This is a genomic window from Mesoflavibacter sp. CH_XMU1422-2, assembly GCF_037029245.1.
Lineage (GTDB): Bacteria > Bacteroidota > Bacteroidia > Flavobacteriales > Flavobacteriaceae > Mesoflavibacter > Mesoflavibacter zeaxanthinifaciens.
Genome location: NZ_JAYMEE010000092.1, coordinates 279,801 through 302,236, shown reverse-complemented (window position 1 = coordinate 302,236; position 22,436 = coordinate 279,801). Strand labels below are relative to the sequence as shown.

The window sequence follows — 22,436 nt, the reverse complement described above, 5'->3', positions numbered from 1 at the left end:
AATCTTAAGCTTTTACAGTTTGCTCTTCTGCTATTCTAATTAATGCTTGTTTGTATTCTTCCGGTAATACCTTAATGAATTTTGGCAATTCTGTTTGCCAATTTTCGAGAATACGTTGTGCTAACGGACTTAATGTTGCGTTGTAATGATTCTCTATTAAGTCTTTTAATTCTGAAATATCTTCAGCAGTTTCAACTGGATCAAGATTTAATCCTTCTTTATTACAATGTTGTTCAAACGTATTTTTTGAATCGTAGATGTATGCAATTCCGCCGCTCATTCCTGCTCCAAAATTACGACCAACTTCACCTAAAATCACAGCGCGTCCACCAGTCATGTATTCGCAACCATGATCACCAATACCTTCGACAACAGCACTTGCGCCAGAATTACGCACACAAAAACGCTCGCCAGCTTTTCCGTTAATATAAGCTTCGCCAGACGTTGCACCATAAAGCGCCACATTACCAATAATGATATTTTCTTCAGGTACTAATGTAGACTCGTCAGGAACTTTTACTGCTATTTTTGCACCAGACAATCCTTTACCTAAATAATCGTTGGAGTTACCATTAATAACCAAGGTTAAACCTTTGGTTGCAAATGCACCAAAACTTTGTCCTGCAGCACCAGTAAAATTGATTTTTAACGTGTTATCTGGTAAACCTTGCGCTCCATAAATTTTTGAAATTTCATTACTTAAAATCGCTCCGAAAGCACGATTACGATTAGTGATTTTTGATTCTAGTACTGTTTTTTCTTTTCTGAATAACGCCGGATGAGCTTGACTAATAATTTTAAAATCTAAAGCCGAATCCAAAGCATGATCTTGCTTTTCGGTGTTATAAAATTTGGCGTCTTTTGGCGCATCTACTTGATGTAAAATTGGCGTTAAATCCAGACCTAAAGCCTTATAATGTTTAATGGTATTATTTCTGTTTAATTTTTGAACTTGACCAACCATTTCATTAACGGTTCTAAAACCAAGTTGCGCCATAATTTCTCTTAATTCTTGCGCAACGAAATACATGAAGTTAACTACATGTTCTGGTTTTCCTTTGAATTTTTTACGTAGTTCTGGATTTTGTGTTGCAATACCAACTGGACATGTATTTAAGTGACAAACACGCATCATAATACAGCCAGAAGCCACTAATGGCGCTGTTGCAAAACCGAATTCTTCAGCTCCTAAAAGACAAGCAATAGCAACATCACGACCTGTTTTTAATTGTCCGTCGCATTCTAAAACCACACGATTTCTCAAATCATTCATTACTAAAGTTTGTTGTGCTTCAGCTAAACCTAATTCCCATGGTAAACCAGCGTGTTTTAGTGATGTTAACGGAGATGCACCAGTACCACCATCGTGACCCGAAATTAAAATCACATCGCCTTTTGCTTTTGCAACACCAGCAGCAACGGTACCAACACCTACTTCGGATACTAATTTTACATTAATTCGTGCGTCACGATTAGCCGATTTTAAATCATAAATTAATTGTGATAAATCTTCGATAGAATAAATATCGTGATGTGGCGGCGGAGAAATTAAACCAACATAAGGTGTGGAATTACGTGTTTTTGCAATATCTGGATTTACTTTTGGACCAGGTAATTGTCCACCTTCTCCAGGTTTTGCACCTTGCGCCATTTTTATTTGAATCTCTGATGCGTTGGTTAAATAATTTGACGTCACACCAAAACGACCTGATGCAACTTGTTTAATTGCTGAGTTTTTCCAATCTCCATTTAAGTCTTTATAAAAACGCTCTTCATTTTCTCCTCCTTCACCAGAATTGGATTTTCCTCCAATACGATTCATCGCAATTGCTAAATTTTCATGCGCTTCTTTACTAATAGATCCATAAGACATTGCTCCTGTTTTGAAACGTTTTACAATTTCTGTCCACGGTTCGACTTCTTCTAAAGGAATTGGATCGTAGTTAGTAAATTCAAATAAGCCACGAATGGTCATTAACTGCTTGCTTTGCTCGTTAATTAAATCGGAATATTCTTTATATGTCTTGTGCTTATTACTTCTCACAGCTTCTTGAAGTTTTGCAACAGTTAATGGATTAAACGTATGTTTTTCGCCATGACGTCTCCATTTGTATTGTCCGCCAAATTCCAAATTTAAATCAGCATCAACTTCATCTGTCTTGTAGGCTTTTTTATGACGCTTGTAAATTTCTTTTTCAATTTCGCGTAAGCCAACACCTTGTATTCTTGTTATGGTATTGGGAAAATAATCGCTTACAATTTTTGTGTTTAATCCTACACATTCAAAAAGTTGAGAACCACGATAAGAATTAAGTGTTGAAATACCGATTTTGTTCATCACTTTTAAAATACCCATTCCTATAGCTTTATTGTAGTTTTTAATAGCCGGTAGGTAATCTAGATTTTCAATTTCTTTATTTTCAACTTGATTGTAAACAATTTCGTTTACGATGTAAGGGTTTATTGCACTTGCACCGTAACCAAAAAGTAGTGCAAAATGATGGACTTCTCTTGGTTCTGCCGACTCGATAATGAGGCTAACCTTGGCACGTTTACCTATTTTATACAATTCGTGATTTACATAAGAACACGCCATTAATGCAGGAATTGGTGCTAGTTTTTTGTTTACGCCTCTATCGGAAAGGATGATAATATTCCCACCTTTATCTATAGCTTTTGAAGCTTGTTTTACTAAATCTTCTAACGCTGCTTCCAATCCGTTTAAGCCTTTATCAACTTCATATAACATCGATATCGTGCTAACTACAAAATCTGGATTGTTTTTGTAGTTTTTTATCTTATCTAAATCGTGTTTTGAAATGACAGGATTTTGAATTTTTAACTTTCGGCATTGATCTTCGTTAATCTTGAAAATGTTAGTGTCGCTACCTAAAGTCAAGCTAATATCTGTGATTAATTTTTCGCGAATACCATCTAATGGCGGATTTGTAACTTGAGCAAAAAGCTGTTTAAAATAGTTGTAAATCAGTTGTGGTTTTTCAGAAAGCACCGCAATTGGCGTATCATTTCCCATAGATCCTATTGGCTCTTTTCCTAATTGTGCCATAGGTTTGATAATGGTGTTTAAATCTTCTTGCGTATACCCAAATACAACTTGTCTTTTGTCTAATGCGTCTTCTTTGTGTTTTATTGGTCCTTTTTTTGCAGGTATATCTGCTAAGTGCACTAAGTTTTTATCTAACCATTTTTTATAAGGATGTTTGGTAACAATATCTGCTTTAATTTCTTCATCATTAATTATTCGACCTTGATTCATGTCTACCAAAAACATTTTCCCTGGTTCTAAACGACCGTGTTTTTCTATGTTTTTAGGATCAATTTCTATCACTCCAGTTTCTGAAGACATAATTACATATCCGTCTTTAGTCACAGAATATCTTGAAGGTCGTAAACCATTTCTATCTAAAACTGCACCGATATAATTACCATCTGTAAACGGTATTGATGCTGGTCCGTCCCAAGGTTCCATAATACAAGAATTATACTCGTAAAACGCTTTTTTAGCTTCAGACATTTCTGAGTTTTTCTCCCAAGCTTCTGGCACTAACATCATCATAACTTCTGGTAAAGTTCTTCCTGTCATTAGTAATAATTCTACAACCATATCCATAGAAGCAGAATCTGATTTTCCTGGTATCACAATTGGGAAAATACTTTTTATATCTTCTCCAAACCAATCACTTTCCATTAATTCTTGACGAGAAAGTATGCGTGATACATTTCCTCGAAGTGTATTAATTTCACCATTATGACACATATATCTAAAAGGTTGTGCCAAATCCCAAGTAGGAAATGTGTTAGTTGAAAAACGCTGATGCACCAACGCCAAACGCGTGACTAGTGTTGGATCTTGTAAATCTGTGTAATACAGCTTTATATCTTCAGGAATTAATAGTCCTTTGTATATTATGGTTTTGGTTGAAAGACTAGGCAAATAAAACCTTGAACTTTCAGATAACTTTGAATTTCTAATAGCATGTTCTGCTTGTTTTCTTGCTGTAAAAAGTTTTAAATTGAAATCAAAATCTGATTGTTTTTTATCGGATTTACCTACAAAGACTTGTTTTACAAAAGGCTCTGTTTCTGCAGCAATTTTACCTAAAACCGAAGTATCTACAGGTACATCTCTCCAACCTAAAATTTCTAACTCTTGTTCTTCAATATATTTTGTAAAAATATCAATACAGAAATTACGTTGATTTTCCCTTTGAGGCAAGAACATATTACTTACAGCATACTCACCAGGTTTTGGCAAAATAAAACTGCAGTTTTTTACAAAAAAATCATGCGGAATATCTATTAAAATACCTGCGCCATCACCTGTTTTTCCGTCACTACTTACAGCACCACGATGTTCTAATTTTTCAAGTATTTCTAATGCTTTATGTATGATGTTATTTGATTTATTTCCTTTAAGACTGCAAATAAATCCTGCTCCACAATTGTCATGCTCAAATTCTGGAAAATAAAGGCCTTGTTGCTTTAACATAATGCAAAAATTTTTAAAGAGTTAGTTAGTTGTATTTATCCTAAGATACTGTGATACATCCTAATATGAAAGAAGTGAAATCATTTTTCCATATTTAATAATGACATTAATTTTTTATAAGATATTATCAAAATGAACCGCTAAAAAATAAGAAATAACTAATGATAATTTTCAGCAAAAAAGGCAATTTGTTGCGAAAAGGTTTTCGAAAAAGACGAAAATCAAAAATAAATTCAACGAAAATATCTATTTACTGAGATTTACTCAAAACACCGATTAAGGATTTGATAACATTTTTAAATATAAATATTTCACCCTTAACTTTTAAGGGTTAAAAATATCAATTTAGCAAAAATTAAAACATTACCCCTTAATTTTATAGGGTTAAACATCTTTTTTTATTAGCTTTAAAACAACAACTAACAAAAAACAACTAAATAAATGAAAAAAGTAGAAGCAATAATTAGAAAGTCTAAGTTTTCTGCTGTAAAAAAAGCACTTCATGAAGTTGGAGTTAATTTTTTTTCCTATTGGGATGTTACTGGTTTGGGTAACGAAAAGATAGGACACGTTTACAGAGGTGTATCATATAGCACAAGTGACATACAGCGTCGCTACTTATCAATTGTAGTTAATGATGAATTTTTAGACGTTACAGTACAAGCTATAATTGAAGCAGGAAAAACAGGTGAAGTTGGAGACGGAAAGATCTTTGTTTCAAACATTGAAGAAGTTTATCGCATAAGAACAGGAGAAAAAGGAGGAAACACTTTAAACTAACTAACAACAAAATGGAATTATTAACCACAAATAATGTATGGATGATGATCTGTACAGCCTTAGTATTTTTTATGCATCTTGGCTTTTCTCTATTAGAAATAGGATTGACAAGACAAAAAAATACCATTAACATATTATTTAAAAACATATTTATTATCTGCGTAGGATTACTTTTATATTGTTTAGTTGGATTTAATCTAATGTATCCAGGATTTGAAGAAGGCGCTTCAGGCTTTTTTGGTTTCTCTGGTTTTGGGTTAAATTCACCTGTAACCACTGAAGGCACATTAGACCTTAATTACAACGCAGGCTACACATATTGGACTGACTTTTTATTTCAAGGAATGTTTGCTGCAACAGCAGCAACAATAGTTTCTGGAGCAGTTGCCGAACGCATTAAAATTGGACCATTTATGATATTTACAATTATATATGTAGGATTAGTTTATCCAATTGCTGGCTCTTGGAAATGGGGAGAAGGTTGGTTAGACCAACTAGGTTTTTATGACTTTGCTGGTTCAACATTAGTACACTCCGTTGGTGGTTGGGCAGCTTTAGTTGCTGTTTGGTTACTTGGCGCACGTATTGGAAAATTTAAAGACGGAAAATCTTTTGTTATCCTTGGTCATAATTTACCATTAGCTACCGCTGGTGTTTTAATCTTATGGTTAGGCTGGTTTGGGTTTAATGGCGGCTCAGTTTTATCTGCAGATCCAGCAGCAACATCACTTACTTTAGTGACTACATCTTTAGCTGCTGCAGCTGGAGGCGTTTCCTCTTTTTTAATTTCAACGTTAGCTTATAAAAATTATGATTTAACGATGTTTTTAAACGGAATTTTAGGTGGTTTAGTTGGGATTACTGCTGGTGCTGATCAAATGTCTCCAACAGATGCCATATTAATTGGTGTTATTGCTGGCGGATTGATTGTTGGTGCTGTAGCATTGGTTGATAAAATTAGACTTGATGATCCTGTTGGTGCAATTGCTGTTCATTTAATTTGCGGTATTTGGGGAACATTAGCTGTTGGTATTTTTGGAAATCTAGCCGGTTTTGATCAATTTTTAAATCAATTAATAGGAGTTGCTGCTTACGCTGTTTTCTGCTTAGCAACCTCATTTATAATATTATTTACTCTTAAAAAAGTAGCAGGCATTAGAGTCTCTGAAGCTGAAGAAATTAATGGATTAGACGATTATGAACATGGTATGAGTGCATATCCTGACTTTAGATTAAACGAGCATTAAGACATTAAAATTTAAAGTGGTTTTAAGTAACTATTTTTATTTAGTTTGTTAGTTAGTGTTAAACCTCAAGGTTGTAAAAGCTTTGAGGTTTTTCCATTTTTATGGATAAAGAAATAACAAAAAGACACTTTAAAAAAGTGCCTTTTTGTTAAATGAAATTCATTTTAATCTTAAGCCGAATTACGACTAGCGTTAATATTACCAAACAATGAACGTGTTACCATTTTTTGATACACTTCTAACTCTTTACCTTCTGTCACGCCATCTTTTTGCAGTTCTTGAATTTTCTTCAAGGCATATTGCTGTATAGTTAATAAAGGTAACACTATAGATTCCCTAACATTTATTGAAGCTTTTCCTGCTGGCTCTTCCTGCATTAATTCTTTATAACTAGTTAGCTTTAAAATTAGACGCTTAGAGGTTTCAAACTCTTTATAGATAATATTCCAAAACTCACCATATTCAGGATCTTCGCTCATATATTTTGTCAAATCAAAAAACGATTTTGATAGTGACATCATACTGTTTTCTATTAATGTTCTAAAGAAATTTGACGATTTAAATAAAGCTTGCACTTTATCAAATTCGCCTGCATCTTCATAATATTTAAGTGCTGTTCCTACACCAAAAAATCCAGGTACATTTTGCTTTAACTGACTCCAAGACCCTACAAAAGGTATTGCTCTTAAATCTTCAAATACTAAACCTTCAGATTTTCCTCTTTTTGACGGACGACTACCGATATTTGTTTTAGCATAATATTTTAAAGTACTCATGTGCTCTAAATAAGAAATAAATTTTTCATGTTGTTTAAAGTTAGAATAAGCTTCGTAACTTAGTTTTGCTAAATTATCCATTACTTCTCTATTTTCTGGTACCATTCTTAAATCTGTATCACTTAAACTATTGTAAAGTCCAGAACTTATTAATTGTTCTAAGTTATATTGTGAAGATTCTAAAGTCCCAAAATTAGAACTTATTGTCTGTCCTTGAATGGTTAATTGCACTTCTTTATCCTCAATCGTTGGTCCTAAAGACGCATAGAAGTTGTGTGTTTTACCACCACCACGTGCTGGCGGTCCGCCACGTCCATCAAAGAAAATTACTGTAACATCGTATTTTCTTGACACTTCAGTTAAGCGTTCTTTAGCTTTATATATTGCCCAATTAGCCATTAGGTAACCACCATCTTTTGTACCATCACTAAAACCTAACATGATGGTTTGTTTGTTACCTCTAGATTTTAAATGTGCACTATATTCTGGATTTGTATACAACTCTTCCATTACCAAATGTGCGTTTTCTAAATCTGTAATGGTTTCAAACAACGGACCAATATCTACAGTTAGTTTATCATGAAACGCTACCAGTTTAAGCATTGCAAATAACTGCATCACATTTAATGTGGTTTGGTTATTACTAATTATGTAACGGTTTGCTGCGCGCTCTCCATTATTCTCTTGAATAGTTTTTATGACCTCTATAGTTTTAAGTGCTTTTAAAGCGTCTTCATCTTTTATCAATGACAAGTCTACTTTTCCTTTTACTTTAGAGAGTAATTGCACTTGTTCTTTTTCACTTAAATCGTGATAATTTTTAGGAAAAATATCACTACCGCTTTCAATTAAAGTATCAACCATAGTGTTAAACACCTTAGCATGTGCACGACTATCTTGACGGATATCTAAATTTGAAAAATGAAAACCAAACAATTTCACTTTATTAAGTAGACTTTTTAATTCATCTACGTAAAGTGATTGATGTTTTTCTATAATTACTTTTTTTATAGCTTCTAATTCTTCAGTAAAGTTTTGAAGTGTTAAATCTGATTCTTGCTGAAGCACAATACTGTATAGTTGAGACTCTAATTTTAAAACTCTATCTTCTACACCTTCAAAGGTTAACTTTCTTTTTAATCGTCTTACATCTCGATAGTAGTTTTTTATTATTGCTTCTCTTAATTTATTTGCTACTTTCAGAGTAATTTCTGGTGTAACAAACGGATTACCATCTCTATCTCCTCCTGGCCAAAAGCCAACATTAATGATATCGTTATTTACTACTTCGCCTTCAAAAATATTACTTTGAATATAATCGAATATTTTACCAAAAGAATAGTAAAACACGTTTTCTAAATACCAAATTAAACTTACAGCCTCATCGTATGGTGTTGGCTTTTTATCTTTAAAGAAAGGTGTTTTTCCTAATTGGGCTAATAAATCGTTAATCCTTAACAAATCATTATCTTTTATTGCTTCTGTTAAATCTGTAATAATCGCTAGAACAGAACCTGGATAAAATTGAGTTGGATGCGCAGTAAGTACTATTCGCACTTTAAATTCTTCTAAATATTCACGTAGCTCGTCTAATTTTCCACTTGCTCTAGTAGATTCTTTTAAACTTCTTAACGTACCAATACCATCCATATTATTTACTACAGGAAATGCAGCATCTTCAATAGCATCAAACAAAACAACTTGTCTTTCTATATATTGAATAAACCTAAACATAAGATTTATTCGGCTTTCTTCACTTCGTCTTGCTTGGTATTTTTCAAAGAAGGTTTCTACAATTTCGGTTGGATTTTGCCCATCTTTAAAACCTTTCTGACACGTTTCATGAAACAACGGTAATAAGACACCAGTTTTTGTAATTGTATCAAAAGGCAGAGTCATAAAAATACTATTGTAGATTTGGTATTTTGACAAAACATTTTGATTAAAACGAGTTAATTTTGGCTGTAAAGGCATATTTATCTTTTATTTTTTTATTAAGCTTAAAGTTAATGAAGCTTCTTAAACTTAGCAAAGTATAACCCGTTTTTTAAGATTAAATTAGAGAAAACCTTTTCGTAATTAATATTTTTTTCTTCTTGTATTTGAAGTTATTGTTATAATAATTTTAACGTCTTATCAGTTTTTAAATTATTTTATTTTAGTACATTTGTCGCTCGAAAAAACAGAGGAAAGATTTGACTGATTGCAACCTCCATAAAAAATGCTAAAGGCAGTAATACTTCCTTGAGACGCACGTGTCAAATCTTACCTATAAATTAAATTTAAAATGGCGTATTTATTTACATCAGAAAGTGTATCTGAAGGACATCCAGATAAAGTAGCAGATCAAATTAGTGATGCTTTAATTGATAATTTTTTAGCATTTGACAAAGAAAGTAAAGTAGCTTGCGAAACGTTGGTTACGACTGGTCAAGTGGTTTTAGCTGGAGAGGTTAAGTCTAACACTTATTTAGACGTTCAAAAAATTGCAAGAGACACTATAAATAAAATTGGTTACACCAAAGGAGAATACATGTTTGACGGTAACTCTTGTGGTGTTTTTAGTGCAATACATGAGCAAAGTGACGACATAAGTCGTGGTGTAGACCGTGCTACTAAAGAAGAACAAGGCGCTGGTGACCAAGGTATGATGTTTGGTTATGCAACACGCGAGACTGAAAACTACATGCCACTTGCATTAGATTTATCTCATAAAATCTTAAAAGAATTAGCAACTTTAAGACGCGAAAACAAAGATTTTACTTACTTAAGACCAGATTCTAAAAGCCAGGTAACTATCGAGTATAGTGATGATAACGTACCTCAACGTATTGATGCTATCGTAGTCTCTACACAACATGACGATTTTGCAGATGAAGCTACCATGCTAGCAAAAATTAAAAAGGATATTATTGAAATTTTAATACCAAGAGTTGTTGCATCTTTACCTGAAGAATTAAAAGGGTTATTTAATAACGACATTAAATACCACATCAATCCAACAGGAAAATTTGTAATTGGTGGACCACATGGCGACACAGGATTAACAGGTCGTAAAATTATAGTAGACACTTATGGCGGAAAAGGCGCACATGGTGGTGGTGCTTTTTCAGGAAAAGACCCAAGTAAAGTAGACCGTAGTGCTGCTTACGCAACAAGACACATTGCTAAAAATCTTGTTGCTGCTGGAGTTTGTGACGAGGTTTTAGTACAAGTAAGTTATGCTATTGGTGTTGTAGAACCAATGGGGATTTTTATTGATACTTACGGAACTTGTCCTTTTAATATGACCGATGGGGAAATTGCAGAAAAAGTCTCGAAAATATTTGACATGCGTCCAGCAGCTATCGAAGAACGTTTAAAACTACGTAACCCTATGTATAGCGAAACTGCAGCTTATGGACATATGGGAAGACAAAACGAAGTTGTTACTAAAACTTTTGAACAACCTAACGGTGAAAATGTAACATTAGATGTTGAATTATTTACATGGGAAAAACTTGACTATGTTGAAAAAGTAAAAACTGAATTTGGGTTATAATTCTTATAAATCAAAATAAAAAAAGCCTTTTCGATATGAAAAGGCTTTTTTTTATTTACTTCCATTTTAATGGTAGATGAACTACTTTTTTGGTTTCGAAAAAATCTTCTTCAAAAAAGTCTGATATATTATAAATAGTCGTGGTTTGATAATCTTTTAATTCTTCAGTTAAATCACCGCCTTTTAAATAAATAATTCCATTTTTTAAATCATTATTCTGTGGTTTAGCTATCTTACCCTTTACCCAATGTACAAAAGTTGGCATTGCTGCAACTGCACGACTAATAATAAAATCGTAAGTTTCATTAATCTCTTCAACTCTAGTATGTGTTACTTTTACATTTTCAAGCTCTAAACCAGCCATTACTTCTCTTACAACATTTAGTTTTTTATTAATACTATCTACTAAATGAAATTGACAATTAGGAAATAAAATAGCCAACGGTATACCCGGAAAACCGCCACCAGTACCAACATCCATCAAAGAACTTCCGTCTTTAAAATTTATAACTTTTGCAATAGCTAATGAGTGTAAAACGTGTCTCAAATACAATTCGTCAATATCTTTTCTTGACACGACGTTTATCTTTAAGTTCCAATCTTTATATAAATCTTCTAAAGCTTCAAATTGAGCAATTTGTTTCTCTGTTAAATCAGGAAAATATTTTAAAATGAGTTCCATGGGTTGTATAAAATTTAGGCAAAAATAGACATTTAACACTAAAACATTGCGCTTGCTTTTACATATTTACATATCTTTACAGCCAATAAAATTTGGCTCTTACACGTTATAAAATAAATAATTAATAGCAATGACAAAGCAAACACTTTCTTTTTCAAGAACAGATTCTGCAAACTTTTTTAGAACACTTAACAAAAGAGTAAACAAGTATTTTAAAGAAAACAACATTAAACGTACAGGAGACTGGCGTATTTGGCTTAAAACCATAGTTATGTTTACTATGTTTTTAGCTCCATATTTTTTAATTATGACCTTAAACATTCCTGGTTGGGCTCAATTACTTTTAACTATTGTTATGGGAATTGGTATGGCTGGAGTTGGTATGAATGTGATGCACGATGGTAACCATGGTTCTTTTTCTAATAAAGAATGGGTTAACCGTTTAATGGGAAGCAGTATTTACATTTTAGCAGGTAATGTTTACAACTGGCAAGTACAACACAACGTTTTACATCATACTTACACAAATATTCATGGTCATGATGAAGACTTAGAAGCAGGTCGTATTTTACGTTTTTCTGAACATACAGAATGGAGAAAACACCATAAATTTCAACACTACTATTCTATCTTACTATATGGTTTATTAACCATTAATTGGGCGATTACTACAGATTGGCAACAAATGAAACGCTACATGAAACGAAAATTAGCCTATGGAAAATTTCCTAATCCTGTTTGGAATTGGAGTAAATTAGTAATTTCAAAATTAGTTTATATCGCTATTTGGATTATTATTCCTTTAGTATTTTTTGATCTTGCTTGGTGGAAGGTTCTTTTAGGTTTCTTCATCATGCATTATACAGCTGGTTTGATTTTAAGTGTTGTATTTCAATTAGCGCACGTTATGGATGAAGCAGAAATGCCTCTACCAGAAAAAGATGGTACAATGAAAAACACTTGGGCAATTCACCAGTTAAAAACTACAGTTAATTTTGGTGCAAAAAGCAAAATTATTAACTGGTTTACAGGAGGATTAAATCATCAGGTTGAACATCATATATTCCCAAATATTAGTCACGTTCACTACGGTAAAATTTCCGAAATAGTAAAAAATACCGCTAAAGAGTTTAATTTACCTTACAACGAATATAAAACAACACGTAAAGCTGTTATTGCTCATTTTAAATTTTTAAAAGAAATGGGGCAAAGACCAAACACTATACAAGCATAAGATGAATCAACCACTTTCTAACCGAATTTTAAACATGTCTACTTCTGCTACTTTGGCTATGGCGGCTAAAGCAAGAGAATTAAGAAGTGAAGGCAAAGATATTATTGGACTTAGTTTAGGCGAACCTGACTTTAATACTCCAGATTTTATTAAAGACGCTGCCATACAAGCTATTAATGACAATTATAATTCTTACACACCAGTAGACGGTTACCAAGAGTTAAAAGAAGCTATAATTACTAAGTTTAAACGCGATAATAATCTTACTTACACATTACCACAAATAGTTGTTTCTACAGGAGCTAAACAATGCTTAGCCAATGTAGCTGCGGTAATGTTAAATGAAGGTGACGAAGTTATTTTACCTTGTCCTTATTGGGTAAGCTACTCTGACATTGTAAAGCTAAATGGAGGCGTACCAATAGAAGTGTCAACAACTATTGATACAGATTTTAAAATGACTCCAGCTCAATTAGAAGCTGCTATCACACCAAAAACTAAAATGATTTGGTTTAGCTCTCCTTGCAACCCAAGTGGATCTATTTATAGCAAAGAAGAATTAGAAGGTTTAGCTGAAGTTTTAAAAAAACACCCAAATATTTATATCGTTTCAGATGAAATCTATGAGCATATTAACTATACTGCAGCGCCACACACAAGTATGGCTAGCATAGATGGTATGTACGATAGAACTATTACTGTAAATGGTGTATCTAAAGCATTTGCTATGACTGGATGGCGTATTGGTTACATTGGCGCTCCAGATTGGATAGCTCGTGCATGTAATAAAATGCAAGGTCAAGTTACTAGTGGTGCTAACTGTATTGCACAACGTGCTGTTATTACTGCATTAAATGCAGACCCAAGCGCTGTCAAATTTATGATAGACAAGTTTAAGGTACGTCGCGACTTAGTTTTAGATTTACTAAGTGATATTGAAGGCTTTAACACCAATGTACCAGAAGGCGCTTTTTATGTTTTCCCTAGTGTATCTTATTTTTTTGGAAAAACTTTAAAAGGAAAAACAATTAACAACGCTACGGATTTTTCTTTATTCTTATTAGAAGAAGCACTAGTTGCAACAGTAACAGGTGATGCGTTTGGTAATCCTGACTGTATCCGTATTAGCTATGCTGCAAGTCAAGAACAAATTAAAGAAGCAATACAGAGAATTAAAGAAGCTGTTAGCTAAAAATATTTTATAATATATAATTATAAAGACCTTAATTTTTTAAGGTCTTTTTTTTTACGAATAATAATGGAGAATTAAAATTAAAAGAAACATTATTAACAAAAGAGAAACAATTTGTTTTTTCCTTCTAATTCTGTGCTCTCTTCGCATTTTTTTTCTAATATTTTGACAATATTGTGTGTTTAAAATTAAGTGATCAAACTTTTCTTTTTCCACTTTATTATGCTTACTTCTTTTATACACAAACTTCTCTCTCTTATTATTTTTTAATAAGTTTCTATTGTTTTTAATTACAGAAGAAGATGAACCATCAAACATAATAGTTGACATTTATAGTTAAACAAAACCTTTATATATAAGTAGCTATTTCGTCTAAAAAGTTACATATCAATCAATTATAAAAACAAAAACTTTTTTTTCAATATCAAATTAATTTCTTTTTTCTATCTTAGTATTCCATTGCTATTAAAAAGAAAAAATTCATGAAATATTTACTATGTAAATACATATTCCTATTTGCATTACTTTTCATTTACAGCCAATCCTTTTATGCTCAAAACGAGACTAATAACTGGTATTTTGGGGAATATTCTGGCTTAGACTTTAACTTTGCTCAAGTAAATATTCAATATGACAGTAGCATGTCTACTCCTGCAGGATGCTCTAGTATATCTGATAGAGATGGAAATTTAATGTTTTATACCAATGGTCAAACAGTTTGGAATAAGAATCATGAGATAATGGATAATGGTGAAGGACTAAATGCTGAAATAGATAACAACCAATCCAGTATAATTATTCCAGATCCAAATAATGACAATATATACTTTATTCTTACTACAAAAATTAGCACAAGTGGCGGTGGGATATTTTTTTCTAAAGTAGTGTTTAGTAACCAAAATCCTTTAGGTGTTGTAACTGATAAAAATGTTACAATTACTACGTCTTCTACTGAACGAATCACTGCTGTTTACTCACCTGAGACTAATTCTGTTAAAGCTGTCGGAATAGGCAAAACAAACCCAAATAACGACAACTATAATGCTTTTTTTGTTATTACTGTCGGTGCTTACGGAGCATTTACTGACTCTTTAGCTTACCTATCCAATTACATAGTTTTAGACCAACCGTTTGAAAACACTTTAGGACCAATTAAATTTTCACCAAATGGAGAGTATATTGCTGTGGGAGATATCAGAACATCTACTTTCGTAAAACTATATAGTTTTAATATGGATAATGATGATATCAACCAATTAAGCTCTATAAATGCAGGTTATATTTTTACTCCTGTTAATGTTGAAGGTATTGAGTTTTCTGCAGACTCTAAAATATTATATTTTTCAGGTAATTTTAATGGGAATGGTTTTTTACACAAATACTTCATTGACGTAAACCAGCCATTTAACGATAAAGTTTTAATCGAATTTTCCAACAGAAGAAGTTTTGGTAACCTACAATTAGCAAGTAACTCTAAAATTTACATGACTAATTATTTAGCAGATAGACAACCTTATTCTCTTAAGCATCTTAGTGTAATAAATAACCCAGAAGATTTTGATAATATAGAATATAATCCTTCTCAAATAATATTTGAAGACTCAAGAACAACGCAAGGATTACCAAACTTTGTAACATCATATTTTAGAAATAGAATTATTGTAAAAAATGACTGTTTTTATACCACTCTTAACTTTTCCTTAGATGCTTATGCAACAATTACAAGTGCTACATGGGATTTTGGTGATGGCACAACAGGCACTGGTTTAAACCCATCACATCAATATCAAGAAGCAGGGACTTACATTGTTAAAGCAGTGATAACAGTTGGATCAAAAGTTATTGATTTATACAAAGAAGTTATAGCTTATCCTGTTATAAATCTTGAAGATTCCTACTCGATGTTACAATGTGATAATGACTTTGACGAAACATCTATATTTAATTTAAACGAAGTGCACTATGGTTTTGATATTGATGAATTAAACGAAGAAATAACTGATGGTTATCAACTAAATTTTTACACATCTATACAAGATGCTGAAAATGGCACAAATGAAATTGAAAATCCTGAATCTTTTGAAAACACAACTAATCCTCAAGAAATATTTGTTAAGATTACAACAGACAGAAACTGTGAGAACATACAAAGTTTCAATATAGAAACACAATTTCAACCACTTGTAACAATTTCACCTTATATAGTTTGTGAAGATTCTGACGATGTTACTAATAATAATTTAGGCTATTTTGATTTTAATGAAAAAATGGATGAAATCAACACTTTATTAAACGTTTCAGAAACAGACCAAATTAGTTTTTACGATTCATATAATAACGCATTAACAAATAATAATCCGTTAGAAAGTGAATACACATCCAGTAGTGGAGCTATTTGGATTATAGTTAGAGACGAAAACGGTAGTTGTGGTAGAATAGCTACTATGGATTTAATAGTTAATTCTTCAATCAACCTAGATATACAAGACTCCTATCTATTATGCTATTTACAAGACAATCCAATATTAGATGGAAACAGCTCTAATAACACATGGACATGGTCTGATAGTAGCGGAAACATATTATCTACACAAAGACTATTTCAAATACAATCCTCAGGCGATTATAATGTTACAGTTACCAAAACAGAAAATGGATTAACCTGTTCTTACTCTAAAGATTTTACTGTACAAGAGCCTGAAAATGTTACTTTTAAAAATATATCTATAGATGGCACAACACTTTATGTATCTGTTGATGGAAATAGTCTTTATGAGTTTTCTTTAGACGACCAAACTTATGTTGGACAAGGAAACAATTATGTTTTTCAAAATGTAACACCTGGTGTTATTGATATTTATGTAAGAGATATTAATGATTGCGAAAGACCTATTAATACTCAGTTTTCATATATATTTTTTCCAAAATTCTTCACACCTAATAATGATAGAATTAACGATAAATGGATAGTTTATGGTATAAACGATAATCTATACAAAAAAGTAGAAATTACGATTTATGACAGGTATGGTAAAAGATTATATAATTATAGCCTAAAGACTATTAGACATGGTTGGGATGGCAAATACAATGGAACATTATTGCCTAATTCTGACTATTGGTATAAAGCAACATTAATTGACAAAAATGACCAAATAATTGAAAAATCTGGGCATTTTACCTTGAAAAGATAACTATCTATTTCTCCAAAAAAACGGTGTAAATAAAATTAGCACAGTAAATAATTCTAAACGACCAATTAACATCAAAAAGCTAGACCACCAAAGTCCAATTGGTGGCAATGCTGCATAATTATTTACTGGTCCAAAAACACCTAAAGCAGGACCAACATTTCCTAAACTAGAAGCTGCAATACCTATAGAAGACTCAAAATCAAATCCCATCATAGAAAAACCTAATGCACCTGTAATGAAAGAAATCATGTAAAGAATAAAAAATCCAAGGATGTTAAATACAATAATACCAGAGACCGATTTACGGTTATATCTAACAGGCAAAATCGCATTAGGATGAAGTGTTCTTTTAAATTCTAAGAAACCGTTTTTTATCATTACTAAATGGCGAACTACTTTAACACCTCCAGAAGTACTACCTGCAGATCCACCCAAGAACATTAAACCAAAAAACATAACTGTTAAAAATGGTGTCCATAAAGAATAATCTGCACTAATAAAACCTGTAGTAGTCACAACTGTTAACACCTGAAATAAAGCATGTCTAAAAGCACTTTCTCCTTCTCCTAATACTTGAGGATGAGATATACTTGACATTGAAATATCAGCTTTAAAATAAATTAAAAGAGAAGCAACTAATGTAAAAACTGCTATAAATTTAAAATACAGCTTAAACTCTTCATCTTTAATTATCTTTTGCACTTTTCCTTTAAATGCATAATAACTTAAAACAAAGTTAGTACCTGCTAAGAACATAAATAATATTATAATGTATTGAATTAAAGGATTATCATTCCAATAGGCAACACTTGCATTTTTAGTTGAAAAACCTCCTGTAGAAAGCGTACTCATTGAATGATTAATAGCATCAAAAAAGCTCATTCCTGCAACCTTAAGTAAAATCGTTTCAGCTGCTGTATATCCAAAATAAATTAGCCATAATCTTTTAGCTGTGTCTGTAATACGAGGATGTAATTTGTCTGCGCTTGGTCCTGGTGCTTCGGCAGCAAACAACTGCATTCCCCCAATTCCTAATAAAGGAAGAATTGCAACTGCTAAAACGATAATTCCCATACCACCTATCCAATGCGTTAGGCTTCTCCAAAACAAAACACCTTTTGGTACGACTTCTATATCATTTAAAATAGACGCTCCTGTTGTAGTAAAACCAGACATAGTTTCAAAAAAAGCGCTAGTAAAGTTAGGTATTGCTCCAGTTGCAACATAGGGTATTGCTCCAGAAAGAGACATTACAACCCAACCAAAAGCTACTACAATATAACCTTCACGTTTATTCATCTCTTTATTATGGTTACGATGATGTAACATCCCAAAGAGACCAAAAATTAAGGTTACAATTCCTGAAAGAAAAATTTGTAACGTTACTCCATCTTGATAAATCAAACTTACCAAAGAGGATAATAACATAAAACCACCATTAAAAACTAATAATAGCCCAAAAAAATAAAATATAATTTTATAGTTAAGATGAAGTCGCTTTCCCATGTAATTACAAGAATAATTTTTCTACTTCTTTAATAGATCTTGGCAGACAACAAACAACAATGTAATCTCCTTCTTTTACTTTAAATCCTCCTAAGACTATTAACCCTTCTCCATTTCTAATAACACCACCAACAATTGCAGATCTAGGAAACTCAACATTTTTAATTAATTTATTACAAATTTTTGATGTTGGCTTGACTTTAAACTCTAACAACTCTGCATTCATGTTGTTTAGTTTTGTCATTGCTATTACTTCTCCTTTACGTATATATCTAAATATGTTGTTAGCTGCTAGAAGTTTTTTGTTAATAAGTGTATCTATTCCTATGGATTGAGACAATTCAAAATAATCCATATTTTCTACTAAAGCAATTGTCTTTCTTACACCTTTAGACTTAGCTACTAAACAAGACATAATATTGGTTTCAGAATTACCAGTTACAGATATAAATGCATCCATATCGTTAATATTTTCTTCTTCAAGCAACTCTACATTACGTCCGTCTCCATTTATCACTAATACTTTTGGTAGCTCATCTGCTAGGTCAAAAGCACTATCTTTATTGTTTTCTATAAGCTTAACATTAAACCCATTTGCAGATAAATCTCTACTGGTTTTAAATCCTATTTTACTACCGCCAAGAATCATTACATCTTTAATTGATGCATTAGTTTTACCTGTCATTTTACACAATTCTTGATCTCCACCTTCACTAGTAATAAATACTACGCTATCTCCTTCTCTAAACTCGGTATCGCCACGAGGAATAATTGTGTATTGTGTTCCAAAACGTTGTATTGCTATAGGTACAAAATGAATTTCTGAAAACAATTGACCAGCCTCTTTTACAGTTTTACCAACAAAATTAGCTGTTCTAGATAACGTTAAACTCACCATAGTTAATGCACCATCTTCAAACTCGTAACTATCTTTAAAAGCCGATTGATTTAAAAGTAATTCTATCTCTGATGCTGCTAAACTTTCTGGAGAAATTAGCTCGTCAATACCAAATCTTGTAAAACCAACTTCATCTTTATGCTTAATAAACTCGGTATTAGAAATTCTTGCAATTGTTCTTTTTGTTCCTAATTGTTTAGCAAGGACACAAGCTGTAATATTTGTAGTTTCTGAAGCGGTTACACCTATAAATAAATCTGATGCTTCTACCCTAGATTCTTTTAAAATGGCAATAGATGTTGCATCACCTTTAATAACCTTAATATCAAGATGGTTATCTGCGTAAGTTAAGCTTTCTCTATCGGTATCAATTAAAGTAATTTCTTGAGACTCGTAAGACAGTAGTTTTGCTAAATGAAATCCAACTTCACCTGCTCCTGCAATAATTATTTTCATAGATTGTATAAAATATGGGGTACAAAGATAAATATTTTAAATATTTAAGCCTTAAATAATTATCCTTTTGAAGTTTTAAGAGAATATGTAAAGCGTTATCTTTGCCAAAAATTTAGTTTTGACAAAAGTAAATCCTTATAAAAATAGTGACTTAGGCAAGAAAGAACAAGTCACAAAAATGTTTGATACAATCTCTAAAGATTATGATGGTTTAAACCGTGTTATTTCTTTTGGAATTGATATTAAATGGCGAAAAAAAGTTGTTGAAATAGTTAAAAAACAACAACCTAAAACCATTTTAGATATCGCTACAGGCACAGGTGATTTAGCTATAAATTTAGCCGAAACTTCTGCAGAAGAAATTGTTGGATTAGACATTAGTCCAGGAATGTTAGAAGTAGGTAAAGAAAAAGTCAAAGCTAAACAGTTAGACAATCGTGTTAAAATGATTATTGGCGATTCTGAAAACATGCCATTTGAAGACAACACTTTTGATGCTATAACTGTTGCTTTTGGGGTAAGAAATTTTGAAACTTTAGAAAATGGTTTAAAGGACATCTTACGCGTATTAAAACCTGGTGGTACTTTTGTAATTTTAGAAACTTCTGTACCTACTAAATTTCCTTTTAAACAAGGGTATAAAGTTTATTCTAAATTTATCCTACCAAGCATTGGCAGACTATTTTCTAAAGACAAAACGGCTTACAAATATTTAAGCGAAAGTGCTTCTGTTTTTCCTTATGGTGAAGCTTTAAACAATATTTTACGTAATATTGGGTTTATTAATGTGGAAGATAAACCACAAACATTTGGTGTAGCAACAATCTATACAGCATCAAAACAATAATTTACATGAAATATATTTTTTCTTTACTTTTTGTTGTATCAAGCATAACAACGTCTAATGCCCAATTATTTTCAAAAGAAAAAGTACAAAACCTACAAAGTGTAGATAAATCTACTTTAAGTTGGGGCTATTATTTAGGTTTTAATAATTTAGACTTTAAATTTGATTATAACAACAATTTAGGCGACATACAAACTGAACGAAGTGTTGGTTTTAATGTAGGTTTAATTGGTAATTTACGAATTAATGATCATTTTGACTTGCGTTTAGAGCCTGGTTTAGTAATATCTCAACGTAACCTAAACTACTCTATTAATTACTTTGATAATTTTGAAGATGAAGTGTCTGATTCTGATTTACTACGAGAAGTAAAATCTACTTATGTATATTTCCCTTTACTTTTAAAAATTTCAACTAAAAGGATTAATAATATAAAACCTTTTATCCTAACTGGTATATCTACAGCTATTAACTTATCTAGCAACGAAAAAAATCCTGACGATAATTCTGCTGGAGAATTTAGAATGAAAAAAAACGCACAGTTTTATGAGCTAGGGTTTGGTATAGATTTTTACCTAGATCGTTTTAAGTTTACACCGTCAATACGTGGTGTCTTTGCTTTAAATGACGAACTTATCAGAGATAAAGACCCAAATAGTCCTTGGACAAGTAACATAAACAAAATGCAAACTCGCGGAATTTTTATAAATTTCACAGTTCAATAAAAATTTAATTACTTCTTCTAAACTCACTTAACAAAATAGCTCCTGCTGTAGCTACATTTAAGCTTTCTGTTGCTTGCAAATCTCCAAATCTTGGTATGCTAATGCGCTGATTTACGTGTTTTTCAATAGATTGACTAATACCATTGGCTTCATTACCTAATACTAAAATACCTTCGGTTGGTAAATTAGATGCGTAAACATTTTCACCATCCATAAAAGCTCCAAAAACAGTCTGTTTAGTTTCTTCTAAATAATGATTTAAATCTATGTAAAACACATTAACACGTGTTAAACTTCCCATGGTTGCTTGCACGACTTTTGGATTAAAACAATCTACAGTTTCTTTACTACATAATAATTGTTTTACACCAAACCAATCGCAAAGTCTAATTATAGTTCCTAAATTTCCTGGATCTCTTAAAGCATCTAAAGCTACTATCAACCCTTTACTTTCTATTAAGGATAGTTTAGGGATTTTAAAAACCGCCAAAGCAGTGTTTGGTGTTTTTAAAGCACTAATTTTTTTTAGTTCTGCTTCGGTTATTAGTGTTTCGTTTTCAACATTAAAAGTTTTGGTGGTAAAAAAATCGACTAATTTAAATGCCGAATTTAAAAACTCATTAATCACTTTTACACCTTCAGCAATAAATAAACCTTCTTGCTGTCTATATTTTTTTTGCTGTAAACGCGTTATATTTTTAATCTGATTTTTAGAAATCACTTTTATCTTAATTTTTTTTATAAAGTAACAGAAAAAAAAGGAGTTTAGAGATTTACACCTAAGCTTTATTCAATATTTAATGTATTTTTGAACTAGCCTTAAATAAGAGGCACAACTTTTGATTAAA

14 protein-coding genes are annotated in these 22,436 nt (G+C 31.8%); 8 read left to right on the top strand and 6 right to left on the bottom strand.

Features of this window, described 5'->3' with window-relative positions; genetic code table 11:
- Positions 1–4: 4 nt before the first annotated feature.
- On the bottom strand, positions 5–4,510 hold the full coding sequence (gene gltB, locus WA340_RS14290) for a glutamate synthase large subunit (protein WP_336129571.1): 4,506 nt from the start codon (positions 4,508–4,510) through the stop codon (positions 5–7).
- Positions 4,511–4,951: 441 nt separating this feature from the next.
- Between gltB and WA340_RS14285 the strand changes: the two genes are divergently transcribed.
- Positions 4,952–5,290, top strand: coding sequence for a P-II family nitrogen regulator (locus tag WA340_RS14285; RefSeq protein WP_223077435.1), 339 nt, complete (start codon positions 4,952–4,954; stop codon positions 5,288–5,290).
- A gap of 11 nt (positions 5,291–5,301) precedes the next feature.
- The gene (locus tag WA340_RS14280) at positions 5,302–6,537 is read left to right on the top strand and encodes an ammonium transporter (RefSeq protein ID WP_336129570.1); all 1,236 of its coding nucleotides are present in this window, start codon (positions 5,302–5,304) and stop codon (positions 6,535–6,537) included.
- Positions 6,538–6,707: 170 nt separating this feature from the next.
- On the opposite strand, the gene WA340_RS14275 is transcribed toward WA340_RS14280, so the two are convergent.
- Entirely contained in the window at positions 6,708–9,287 is a 2,580-nt protein-coding gene (locus WA340_RS14275; RefSeq protein WP_336129569.1) for a phosphoenolpyruvate carboxylase, read from the bottom strand.
- A gap of 313 nt (positions 9,288–9,600) precedes the next feature.
- On the opposite strand from WA340_RS14275, the gene metK reads away from it, so the two are divergent.
- Positions 9,601–10,854, top strand: a complete 1,254-nt coding sequence (metK, locus tag WA340_RS14270) for a methionine adenosyltransferase (RefSeq protein ID WP_336129568.1) — start codon at positions 9,601–9,603, stop codon at positions 10,852–10,854.
- A 55-nt stretch (positions 10,855–10,909) separates the two neighbouring features.
- Here the strand turns inward: metK and rsmG are convergent, their stop codons facing one another.
- Entirely contained in the window at positions 10,910–11,536 is a 627-nt protein-coding gene (gene rsmG, locus WA340_RS14265; RefSeq protein WP_027881054.1) for a 16S rRNA (guanine(527)-N(7))-methyltransferase RsmG, read from the bottom strand.
- Between the two features lie 130 nt (positions 11,537–11,666).
- On the opposite strand from rsmG, the gene WA340_RS14260 reads away from it, so the two are divergent.
- The 3 genes from WA340_RS14260 to WA340_RS14250 all read left to right on the top strand — a co-directional run bounded on the left by WA340_RS14260 (position 11,667) and on the right by WA340_RS14250 (position 17,156).
- A complete protein-coding gene (locus WA340_RS14260) occupies positions 11,667–12,770 on the top strand; it encodes a fatty acid desaturase family protein (protein ID WP_027881053.1) in 1,104 nt (367 codons plus the stop codon).
- A gap of 1 nt (position 12,771) precedes the next feature.
- Positions 12,772–13,962 carry a pyridoxal phosphate-dependent aminotransferase gene (locus tag WA340_RS14255; protein WP_336129567.1) on the top strand — a complete coding sequence of 397 codons (1,191 nt, stop codon included), beginning with the start codon at positions 12,772–12,774 and terminating at the stop codon, positions 13,960–13,962.
- 482 nt (positions 13,963–14,444) lie between these two features.
- Positions 14,445–17,156, top strand: coding sequence for a T9SS type B sorting domain-containing protein (locus tag WA340_RS14250; protein ID WP_336129566.1), 2,712 nt, complete (start codon positions 14,445–14,447; stop codon positions 17,154–17,156).
- On the opposite strand, the gene WA340_RS14245 is transcribed toward WA340_RS14250, so the two are convergent.
- Together WA340_RS14245 and trkA are read right to left on the bottom strand one after the other, a co-directional pair.
- Complete coding sequence (locus WA340_RS14245; RefSeq protein ID WP_106680045.1) at positions 17,157–18,662, bottom strand: TrkH family potassium uptake protein; 1,506 nt, start codon at positions 18,660–18,662, stop codon at positions 17,157–17,159.
- A 4-nt stretch (positions 18,663–18,666) separates the two neighbouring features.
- A complete protein-coding gene (gene trkA / locus WA340_RS14240) occupies positions 18,667–20,016 on the bottom strand; it encodes a Trk system potassium transporter TrkA (protein WP_304141195.1) in 1,350 nt (449 codons plus the stop codon).
- A gap of 118 nt (positions 20,017–20,134) precedes the next feature.
- Here trkA and ubiE point away from each other — a divergent pair, with 118 nt between their 5' ends.
- The gene (ubiE, locus tag WA340_RS14235; RefSeq protein WP_336129565.1) at positions 20,135–20,863 is read left to right on the top strand and encodes a bifunctional demethylmenaquinone methyltransferase/2-methoxy-6-polyprenyl-1,4-benzoquinol methylase UbiE; all 729 of its coding nucleotides are present in this window, start codon (positions 20,135–20,137) and stop codon (positions 20,861–20,863) included.
- A gap of 5 nt (positions 20,864–20,868) precedes the next feature.
- Positions 20,869–21,588, top strand: coding sequence for a type IX secretion/gliding motility protein PorT/SprT (gene porT / locus WA340_RS14230; RefSeq protein ID WP_336129564.1), 720 nt, complete (start codon positions 20,869–20,871; stop codon positions 21,586–21,588).
- Positions 21,589–21,592: 4 nt separating this feature from the next.
- Here porT and WA340_RS14225 read toward each other — a convergent pair whose 3' ends face one another.
- Entirely contained in the window at positions 21,593–22,309 is a 717-nt protein-coding gene (locus tag WA340_RS14225) for a TrmH family RNA methyltransferase (RefSeq protein WP_336129563.1), read from the bottom strand.
- Between the last annotated feature and the right edge of the window lie 127 nt (positions 22,310–22,436).

Excerpts from the sequence above, each read along its gene's own strand:
- WA340_RS14260 (WP_027881053.1), top strand. The coding sequence starts at position 11,667 with ATGACAAAGCAAACACTTTCTTTTTCAAGAACAGATTCTGCAAACTTT.
- WA340_RS14255 (WP_336129567.1), top strand. The coding sequence starts at position 12,772 with ATGAATCAACCACTTTCTAACCGAATTTTAAACATGTCTACTTCTGCT.
- WA340_RS14285 (WP_223077435.1), top strand. The coding sequence starts at position 4,952 with ATGAAAAAAGTAGAAGCAATAATTAGAAAGTCTAAGTTTTCTGCTGTA.
- trkA (WP_304141195.1), bottom strand. The coding sequence starts at position 20,016 with ATGAAAATAATTATTGCAGGAGCAGGTGAAGTTGGATTTCATTTAGCA.
- WA340_RS14280 (WP_336129570.1), top strand. The coding sequence starts at position 5,302 with ATGGAATTATTAACCACAAATAATGTATGGATGATGATCTGTACAGCC.
- WA340_RS14250 (WP_336129566.1), top strand. The coding sequence starts at position 14,445 with ATGAAATATTTACTATGTAAATACATATTCCTATTTGCATTACTTTTC.
- WA340_RS14275 (WP_336129569.1), bottom strand. The coding sequence starts at position 9,287 with ATGCCTTTACAGCCAAAATTAACTCGTTTTAATCAAAATGTTTTGTCA.
- WA340_RS14245 (WP_106680045.1), bottom strand. The coding sequence starts at position 18,662 with ATGGGAAAGCGACTTCATCTTAACTATAAAATTATATTTTATTTTTTT.
- porT (WP_336129564.1), top strand. The coding sequence starts at position 20,869 with ATGAAATATATTTTTTCTTTACTTTTTGTTGTATCAAGCATAACAACG.
- gltB (WP_336129571.1), bottom strand. The coding sequence starts at position 4,510 with ATGTTAAAGCAACAAGGCCTTTATTTTCCAGAATTTGAGCATGACAAT.
- metK (WP_336129568.1), top strand. The coding sequence starts at position 9,601 with ATGGCGTATTTATTTACATCAGAAAGTGTATCTGAAGGACATCCAGAT.
- rsmG (WP_027881054.1), bottom strand. The coding sequence starts at position 11,536 with ATGGAACTCATTTTAAAATATTTTCCTGATTTAACAGAGAAACAAATT.